This window comes from Microbacterium sp. (genome assembly GCF_047607225.1).
Taxonomy (GTDB): domain Bacteria; phylum Actinomycetota; class Actinomycetes; order Actinomycetales; family Microbacteriaceae; genus Microbacterium.
In genome coordinates, this window is the sequence record NZ_JASGDO010000078.1 from 1 (window position 1) to 9052 (window position 9052).

The following is a 9052-nucleotide window of genomic DNA, read 5'->3' on the forward strand; positions in this document are numbered from 1 at the left end:
GCCCCCGTCGCGGGCGTCGCCCCCGTCGCGGGCCGTGCTCCCAGCGGCGCGCGCGGCGATCTCGCGTCGCGCGAACCCGTCGAGACGGTCACGGATCCCGTGGGCCAGGTACGCGGGCAGAGTGGCGATGAGCTCCGCCATGCCGTCGGGGAGATCACGCACGTGGACGTCTCTGGTCGCCGCGGCCACCGCGTGGCGCGCGTCGATCGGGATCGGATGCAGGCGTGCGGCGAGCAGCTGCGCGGACGGCTTCGTCCGCCCCGGCGTCTCGCGTCGAGCGACCTCCAGCACCGCCGCCTCGTACCGCCCCCGAGAGTCGTCGGCGAGCGCGAGGCCGGCTTCGACGATCACGGCCAGGTGCGCTCGCGAGATCTCCCCCGCCGCCAGCGCGGCAAGCGTGGCGCCGAATGCACCCGCGACCACGACAGCGTCGGACATGCGGCGCTGCACCGTCCGATCCGAAACGCGCCACATCGCTCCGATCTGTGCGCAGAGCGATCGCATCGGGATGTCACGGGCTGATGACGTGCCTAGTGCGTCTGCCTGGTCTTGCGCCAGATCGACGGCGGCTGCCAGAAGGACGGTCTCCTCCGCATCGAGAGCGGCGCGGCGGCGGCGATTGTGGTCAAGGGCGTTGAGGAGCGCCTCGACGCGGGCGTGCCCGCCGCCGGGGGTGATCGCCACGTCATTCGCCATGCCCCCATCCTTTCCGGGGGCACCGACGCTCTCGGCACAAAACCGCCGATCAGGTGACGTTCTGTGGAGGGATCGGGCGATAGTTCGTTTGGGGAGGAATGGCGCGGCCGCCACCGACGCGCGTCGGCCCGGCGCCCGGGCGCACCACTGCGGGGCCGGGTATGCTCCCCCGGCCCCGCAGTGGCCCGTCCGATCAGGCGGTGGTCTTCGAGCGGCCCTTCTTGACCGTCTTGACGGTGCCGGTCACGGCCTCGCTCTCGGCGTGGGTGCCCTTGCGCTGGGCCCGCACCTCGTCGAACGACGTGCCGTAGTAGGCCGCTTCCATGAGCGTCTTCATGTCCTCGATCATCGGCATCCGCGGGTTGGCGGGCGCGCACTGGTCGCGGTAGGCGGCCATGGCGAGGTCGTGGAGACCGGCGATGAACGCGGTCTCGTCGACGCCCTGCTGCTGGAACGAACGCTCGATCCCGACGCGGTCACGCAGTGCCTCGACGGCCCGCGCGTAGCTCTCCACGCCCTCCTCCGGCGTCGAAGCCGGAAGACCCAGGTGAGCAGCGATCTCCTGGAACCGCTCCGGGGCGACGTAGCGTTCGTACTTCGGCCAGCTCGTGAGCTTGGAGGGCACCCGTCCGTTGTAGCGGATGACGTGCGGCAGGTAGACCGCGTTCGTGCGCCCGTGGATCAGGTGATACGTCGCACCGGTCACGTGGGCCATTGCGTGGACGATCCCGAGGAACGCGTTGCCGAAGGCCATGCCCGAGATCGATGCCGCGTTGTGCATCTTCTCGCGCGCCTTCAGTTCCGCCGCGTCGGTCGAGTTCGGCTGCGCCTTCGCGCTCAGCTCGATGTTCTCGAAGATGAGCTTGATCGCGTGGAGGCAGAGCCCGTCGGTGTAGTCGTTCGCGTAGACCGACACGTACGCCTCGGTGGCGTGGGTCAGGGCGTCGAACCCGGCGTCGGCGACGAGGAAGCCGGGGAGCACCTTCGTCAGCTCGGGGTCGATGATGGCGACCGACGGAGTGAGGGCGTAGTCGGCGAGCGGGTACTTCATCCCGGTCTCGTCGTCGGTGATCACCGCGAACGGCGTCATCTCCGAGCCGGTGCCGGAGGTCGTCGGAATGCAGACGAGCTTCGCGAGCTTTCCGAGCTCGGGGAACTTGAACGCGCGCTTGCGGACGTCGAAGAACTTCTCGCACATGTCGGAGAACTCCACCTCGGGGTTCTCGTAGAGCAGCCACATGACCTTCGACGCGTCCATCGGCGACCCGCCGCCCAGCGCGATGATCGTGTCGGGCTGGAACTGGCGCATCTGCTCGGCACCCGCGCGGACCTCGGAGACCTTCGGCTCGGGGCGCACCTGGTTGAGCAGCTGCACCTGCACGCGGTTCTCACGGCGGTTCAGCACGTCCATGATCTTGTCGACGTAGCCGAGCTTGGTCATGGTCTCGTCGGTGACGATCGTCACCCGCTCCAGGCCCCGCATGTCGGCGAGGTAGCGGATGGCGTTCGGCTCGAAGTAGGTCTTGGCCGGCACCTTGAACCACTGCAGGTTGTTGTTGCGACGACCGATGCGCTTGACGTTCAAGAGGTTCACCGCCGAGACGTTGTTGGAGACCGAGTTGTGACCGTAGGAGCCGCAGCCCAGCGTGAGCGAAGGCATGAAGGCGTTGTAGATGTCGCCGATACCACCGAGAGCCGACGGGCTGTTCTCGATGATGCGGACGGCCCGTACCACCTCGCCGAACTTCGCGATGACGGCCTGGTCGTTCGAGTGGATCGCACCGGAGTGCCCGAGGCCATCGAAGTCGACCATCTGACGAGCCAGGTCGATGCCCTCGTCGGGCGTGGCGGCACGCAGCACGGCGAGCACGGGGGCCAGCTTCTCGCGGGTCAGCGGCTCGTGGGGCCCGACGCCGGTGACGTCGGCGAGGATGATCGACGTGTCCTCCGGGACCGTGAAGCCCGCCTTCTCGGCGATCCACTGCGGCGACTGACCGACGACCGTCGGGTTGAGCTTCGCACCCGCGCAGTTCTCGCTCCCGGCCGCGACACCGAAGATGAACTCCTCGAGCATCGTCTTCTCCGCCGGCGTCGCGCGGTACGCGTGCAGGCGCTCGAACTCGGCCAGAGCCTCGTCGGCGATGGGCTCGTCGAGGATGACGGCCTGCTCGCTGGCACACACCATGCCCATGTCGAACGACTTGGACAGGACGATGTCGTTGACGGCGCGACCGACCTTCGCCGTGCGCTCGATGAACGCCGGAACGTTGCCGGCGCCGACGCCGAGGGCCGGCTTGCCGCAGGAGTAGGCGGCGCGGACCATCGCGTTGCCGCCGGTCGCGAGGATGAGGGCCACGCCGGGGTGGTTCATGAGGGCACCGGAGGCCTCCATGGAGGGCTCCTCGATCCACTGGATGCAGTCGACGGGGGCGCCGGCCGCCACCGCCGCATCGCGGACGATGCGTGCCGCGGCGACGGAGCACTTCTGAGCCGAGGGGTGGAAGCCGAACACGATCGGGTTGCGGGTCTTCAGCGCGATGAGCGACTTGAAGATGGCGGTGGACGTCGGGTTGGTGACCGGGGTGAGCGCGCAGATGACGCCCACGGGGTCGGCGATCTCGGTGATCCCGGTGAGTTCGTCGTGGGAGATCACCCCGACCGTCTTCTGGTTGATGATCGAGTTCGTCACGTGCTCGCACGCGAACATGTTCTTCACGGCCTTGTCTTCGAACAGGCCGCGACCGGTCTCCTCCACCGCGAGCACCGCGAGATCACCGTGGTGGTGCAGCGCGGCCACAGACGCCTTGCGGACGATGTGGTCGACCTGCTCCTGCGTGAATGATGCGTACTCCGCGAGAGCGACCTGAGCGCGTTCGACCAGAGCATCGATCGACGTGGACATTGGGTTCTCCTACCCGGCGCGGATGCAGGATCCGCACCCTTGCTGGTTCGGGTCGGGATCGTTCCCCGCCCTTGTCCCTTCATTATGCACCCTGTGGTCTGACCACACAAGGTTCGCGCCGTGAATAAGGCGGGCGGCGGAGATCCCCTCTTTCTCACGTCGATCCGACCGGCGGGGGGCAGGGGTTCCGGATCACACTGGAGCCATGCCGAAGGTGCCGCTCTACTACTACTCCTCGGTGTCGAACCTCACCGGCCGCTTCGCCGAAGCACTCTCCCGCCTCGACGGGCGCGACGTGTTCAACCTCGCTCACGCGCCGGTGCGGCGCCACGAGGTCGCCGGACCGTGGGTGCTGCTCACGCCGTCGTACAAAGCGGGCAACGCCAACGAGGTGACCCTCCCGGCGGGGGTGCGCTCCTTCCTCCGCTCCCCCATGAACCGGCGACGACTCATCGGCATCATCGGATCCGGCAACCGCAACTTCGGGGTCTACTACCAAGCGGCCGCGCGCCGGCTGGCCGCCCGCTCCGGGCGCCCCATCCTCTTCGAGTTCGAGCTCGCGGGGACCCCGGAAGACGTCACACGGTGCGCGGAGATCCTCGCCGAGCTCGACGCCGCACTGGACGCGGCCACGCCCTGATCCTTCCGGCGAGCGTCCACGACACGCCGACTCGGGCCGGTCAGGCGCGGCGCGTCGTGGACACTCGGGCGGGTGGAGCGGGGGCGGGTGGAGCGGGGAGGTGGGTCGTGTCGCTCAGTTCCCGGAGCGAGCGGTTGTGGAAGTGGTCATCCTCCTGCAGCACGGTGATCCCGCCCGGGCGAGCACGCAACCGGAAGTACTGCAGGCCCTCGAGCGGAAGGCGCAGGAAGGCCGCGGCCACGAACGTCAGCGCCCCACCGTGCGTGGAGACGATCTGGTGGTCACTCGATGACGCGAGGATGTCGTCCATCGCGGCGTAGACGCGCGCGCCGAAGTGCGCCATGGTCTCTGCCCCGTCGATCCCTTCGTCGTGTTCCAGCCGCTCGCCATGCGGCGGCGGGGTGAGGAAGCGCTCGTCCAACCAAGACTGCGGCCGGCCTTCGGCCGCGCCGTACGACTTCTCTCGCAGGCGGGCGTCTTCGATCGCGGCGACGCCGAGACGACGACCGATCGCCTCGGCGGTCTGCGCAGTGCGGCACAGGTCGGACGTATAGAGCTCGACGCGCGCGCCGTGCGGGATCCGCTCCTCCAGCCGGCGAGCCACGGCGGCGGCGTGATCGAGCCCGGTCGGGGTGAGCTCGGAGTCGTACCAGCCCCCGACACGTCCCTCCACGTGATGAGTGGCCTCGGGGTGCGTGACGATGTAGAGCGTCCTCATGCGCGTCGTCCCTTCTTCACGATCGTCATGGTTGCCATCTCCAGCCGGCCAGCACGGCCCGGATCGCGGCGTCGAACTGTCTTTGCTGTGAGGACCGCCACCCGGCCGCCATCAGCGCACCGAGATGGGGAAGGGCGGCCAGGGCGTCCGCGTCCTCCGACGGTGTCTCCCGCTCGTCGGCGATGCCGGGGGGCGACGAGCCGGCACGCGGCGCGAACTCGCCCAGCGCCGAGGCCACCGTGAGCATGACCAGCACGTTCACGAGATCGCCGAGCGCGGCGTGGACGGGGGCCCCGGTCCGCAGCAGCGCGCCCACGGCCCCGTCAGCCGCCGCGAGCGCCGCGGGAGAGCCGATGGGATGCGTCGCGACGATCGGGATCACCCCGGGATCGCGTCCGAGCTGTGCGCGCACGCCGGCCATGAGTGCGTGTGCGTAGTCCTGCCACGACGCCGACGCGGACTCCTCCGGCAGCTCCAGGCGCTCCCAGAAACGATCGGCGATCGCCGCCATGAGCTCGTCGCGCGCAGAGAAGTGGCGGTAGAGCGCCATGGGATCCACACCCAGCTCGCCCGCGACGCGACGCATCGTCACATGCTCGGCGCCGTGCGCGGAGGCGAGGGCGAAGGCGGCCGAGACCGCGTCCTCGCGAGTGAAGCGCGCCGGTCGCGGCGACATCAGGAGCCTCCCCCGCGACGGCGAAGCCGGAGTGCCGCGAACGCGATGAGCGCCGCCGTCCACAGCGTCAGAACCGCGACTGTGGGAAGGACGTCGACGAAGCCCCCGCCGTCGAGGCTGAGAGAGGTCATCGCCTCGATCGCCCAGTACGCCGGCGACGCGAGGGCGGCGCCCTGCATCGCCGCGGGGAGACCGGTGACGGGCCCGAACGCACCGCCGAGACCCGCCATCACCATCGCCACGATATTGCAGACGACGAGAGCATGCACATCCGAGCGGAAGAGCGAGAACAACACGAGGCCGAGGGCGACCATGACCGCCCCGAACAGAGTGGCGATGAGGATCAGAGCCGCCACGTCGCCGCGTGGACGGAAGCCGAAGAGCACCGCGCCGCCGACGAGCACGACGAGAAGTTGCGCCACCTGCGCCCCGAGCGCGGTCAGCGACTTGCCGAGGAGAACAGCCGACCGCGGCGCGGGCGAGGCCCGGAGGCGATCCCAGGTCCCCCATTGCCGATCCCGATACAGCGCGCCGATGACCTGCTGCACGCACAGCAGTGCGAACAGCACCGCGAGACTCGGGACGGCGTACGCGGCCCCGTCGAGACCGGCCCGTCCGGCCGCCGCCAACTGCGCACTGGCGCCGGGGGCGAAGAACGGAACGAACAGGAGCGGGAGAACGATCATGACGGCGACCGGAGCGGGATCCTTCCGCAGGATCCGCGCGTCGATGGCGGCGACGGCGAGGCTATGCCGCCACATGCGCGTCGCCCTCTTCGTAGCGGGCGGTCGCCTCGGCATGCTCGCGGAGCCGGAGATATGCGACATCGAGCGAAGAGCGCTCCACCCGGACATCGACGACCTCGCCGGCATGTGCGCCGAGCTCGTCGATGCCGGAAGCAAGGACCCGTGCCAGATCGCTGCCTCGCGCATCGCGCACGAGCAGATCGCCCTCCTGTCGCCATCCCGGCGGCAGTGGGACGCCCTCGGCGTTGCGCAGCCGTAGCGCCACGCGGCCGCTCCCCCACACGTCCACGACCTCACGGACCGTACCGAGAGAGCGGATGGTGCCGTCGTGCAGGAGGGCGATGCGAGCGTTCACCTCTTCGAGCTCGGGGAGGTAGTGGGTGGTGTAGACGATGGCTGCCCCCTCGGCGGCGAGCGCGCGGACCAGGTCGATGATCCGCCGCCGCGACTCGACGTCGGATCCGACCGTCGGCTCGTCGAGGAAGAGCACCGACGGGCGGTGGACGAGCGCCATGCCGGTATGCAATCGCCGGCGCTGCCCGCCGCTGAGACGATCGGCGCGGGTCGTCGCCTGCGCCGTGAGACCGAGCATCTCCAGCACCTCGGCGACGCGTCGCCGTGCGGCCCTCCGTCGCGCCCCGTAGAGGCGAGCGACCGCCTCGAGGTTCTCGGTCGCGGTCAGGGCCGGGTAGACGGCGGTGTCCTGTGCGGCCAGCCCCACCCTCGCCGCGGCCCCCCGCTCGCCGACGGGGATGCCGCCGACGGTCACCGATCCGCGGTCCGGCGTCCGGAGGCCGGAAGCGACCTCGATGAACGTGGACTTTCCCGCACCGTTGGCCCCGAGAAGACCCACGACCTCGCCGGGCGCGACGGCGAGGGTCGCGGCTCGGAGCACCCGCCGGCCTGCGCGTCGCACCGCGATCTCTCGCGCCTCCAGTCCCCTGCTGTCGGTGCTCACTCGCGCGTTCATGTCGCTCCCTCGTCGCGGGATCGCGGCTCTCGCGACTCCGTTTATCTACACTGTAGACTTATTGAAGCGTGGACGCGAACCAGCCGACGAGGGCGACTCCTCGAGCAGCGGGGCGGCGAAGAACTCACGCTCGTGAACGGCGGAGGCGCGGAACGCGTCGGCCATCCGACGGCGGTGGTCCTCGCCTGCGCGTGCGGCGGCCCGCGCCACCCATCCGAGGGCGGTCTCCGTCGCCACCGAGAAGCCCGGATCCGCGTAGGTCTCCAGCCACGAGGCATAGGGGTGCGCGGCGTGGGACCGCCGCTCCAGCCGGGCCCCGACGTCCTGGTACAGCCAGAAGCACGGAAGGAGCGCGGCGATCAGGACGTCGTACCCCTCCCGGGCCGAGGCGTGGAGGTGGTCGAGGTAGGCGGTGGTCGACGGAGCGGGAGCGACCTCGCCGCCCGGAACCGGCGACAACCACTCGTCGTGCAGCTGCAGCTCGCCGTCGAGCGCGCCGGATGCACTCCGTGCCCAGAACGCCTGCTCGTCCCGCGACGGCGCCTGCCGGCTCGCCTCCGCGAGCAGGCGCGCGTAGTCGCGGAGGTAGAGCGCGTCCTGCGCGAGGTACCAGAGGAACGGTTCGCGCGGGAGCGTGCCGTCGCCGAGGCCGCGCACGAACGGCAGGCGGTCGATCTCGGCGCGGACGTCGGCGATCGAGCGCCACCACTCCTCACGCACCTCGTCGGGCGTCGGGCGGGTTCGGAGGCCCCCGCGCTCCCACAGCCCCGCGAAGTGATGCACCGGGCCGTTCCCCGAGCCCACGTGCAGCCCGTCAGCACCGCGGATGCTCTCCAGGAGCCACCGCTTGGACTCCGCGACCGCCGCGTCCCAGTCGCCGTCTGAGGCCACCCGGGTCGCGATCGCGGAGGACAGGGAACATCCCGTCCCGTGCGTGCTGGTGGTGGCGACCCGCCGAGCCGGGTACTCGACCACGGTCGGCGGTTCGGTCGCCGCATCCACCAGGGCGTCAACGGCGTCAGGCCCGTCGAGGTGGCCGCCCTTCGCCAGCACCCGCACCCCGAGGGTGCGCGACAGCCGCTCCGCCTGAGCCCGCACTTCGGTCCAGGTCCGGGCCGGCGTCTCCCCGACGAGGAGGGCGAGCTCGGGCACGTTGGGAGTGACGAGGTCGACGCGGCGGCAGAGGTCGCGGAGGGCGTCCTCCGCATCCCGTTCCAGAAGGCGGTCGCCGCTCGTGGCCACCATGACGGGATCGAGCACGACGATGGGCGGGCGGACCCGATCGAGCCATGACGAGACGGCGCCGATGGCCTCCGCACCCCCGAGCATCCCGATCTTCACGGCGTCGATCTCGACGTCGTCGGACACCGCCTCCAGCTGCTCGACGAGGAACGCCACCGGCGGCGTGTGCACTGAACGCACGCCACGCGTGTTCTGCGCGACCAGCGCCGTCGCGACCGCCATGCCGTACCCGCCTGCCGCCGCGATGCTCTTGAGGTCGGCGTGGATTCCCGCACCGCCCGTGGGGTCTGTCCCCGCGATGCTGAGAACGCGAGGGATGCGCACGGGCTGCCCGCTCATGCCGCCTCCTCCCACGCTCGTCGAAGCTCTCGCGCGGCCGATCCGGGGTCCGGAGCCCCGCAGATCGCCGCGACGACGGCGACCCCCGCGGCGCCGGCGGCGCGCAGCCCCGGGACATCGACC

Annotated in this window: 8 protein-coding genes; 1 reads left to right on the forward strand and 7 read right to left on the reverse strand. The window is 70.4% G+C overall.

The features are described 5' to 3' along the window. Nucleotides 1–696: DUF222 domain-containing protein (locus QM591_RS15760; protein WP_415133779.1), on the reverse strand; the 696-nt coding region annotated here is incomplete at its 3' end. 193 nt (nt 697–889) lie between these two features. Continuing rightward, on the reverse strand, nt 890–3598 hold the full coding sequence (gene adhE / locus QM591_RS15765; protein ID WP_415133781.1) for a bifunctional acetaldehyde-CoA/alcohol dehydrogenase: 2709 nt from the start codon (nt 3596–3598) through the stop codon (nt 890–892). Between the two features lie 205 nt (nt 3599–3803). Here adhE and nrdI point away from each other — a divergent pair, with 205 nt between their 5' ends. Beyond that, nucleotides 3804–4238, forward strand: a complete 435-nt coding sequence (nrdI, locus tag QM591_RS15770) for a class Ib ribonucleoside-diphosphate reductase assembly flavoprotein NrdI (protein ID WP_415133783.1) — start codon at nt 3804–3806, stop codon at nt 4236–4238. A 40-nt stretch (nt 4239–4278) separates the two neighbouring features. On the opposite strand, the gene QM591_RS15775 is transcribed toward nrdI, so the two are convergent. The 5 genes from QM591_RS15775 to QM591_RS15795 are packed head-to-tail and all read right to left on the reverse strand — an operon-like array spanning nt 4279 to nt 8929. After that, complete coding sequence (locus QM591_RS15775) at nt 4279–4956, reverse strand: histidine phosphatase family protein (RefSeq protein WP_415133785.1); 678 nt, start codon at nt 4954–4956, stop codon at nt 4279–4281. Nucleotides 4957–4981: 25 nt separating this feature from the next. Then, nucleotides 4982–5632, reverse strand: a complete 651-nt coding sequence (locus tag QM591_RS15780; protein WP_415133787.1) for a TetR/AcrR family transcriptional regulator — start codon at nt 5630–5632, stop codon at nt 4982–4984. Continuing rightward, on the reverse strand, nt 5632–6393 hold the full coding sequence (locus QM591_RS15785) for an ABC transporter permease (RefSeq protein ID WP_415133789.1): 762 nt from the start codon (nt 6391–6393) through the stop codon (nt 5632–5634). The genes QM591_RS15780 and QM591_RS15785 overlap by 1 nt, the downstream gene beginning before the upstream one ends. Next, nucleotides 6380–7348, reverse strand: a complete 969-nt coding sequence (locus QM591_RS15790) for an ABC transporter ATP-binding protein (RefSeq protein WP_415133791.1) — start codon at nt 7346–7348, stop codon at nt 6380–6382. The genes QM591_RS15785 and QM591_RS15790 overlap by 14 nt, the downstream gene beginning before the upstream one ends. A gap of 45 nt (nt 7349–7393) precedes the next feature. After that, entirely contained in the window at nt 7394–8929 is a 1536-nt protein-coding gene (locus tag QM591_RS15795; protein WP_415133793.1) for a bifunctional hydroxymethylpyrimidine kinase/phosphomethylpyrimidine kinase, read from the reverse strand. Between the last annotated feature and the right edge of the window lie 123 nt (nt 8930–9052).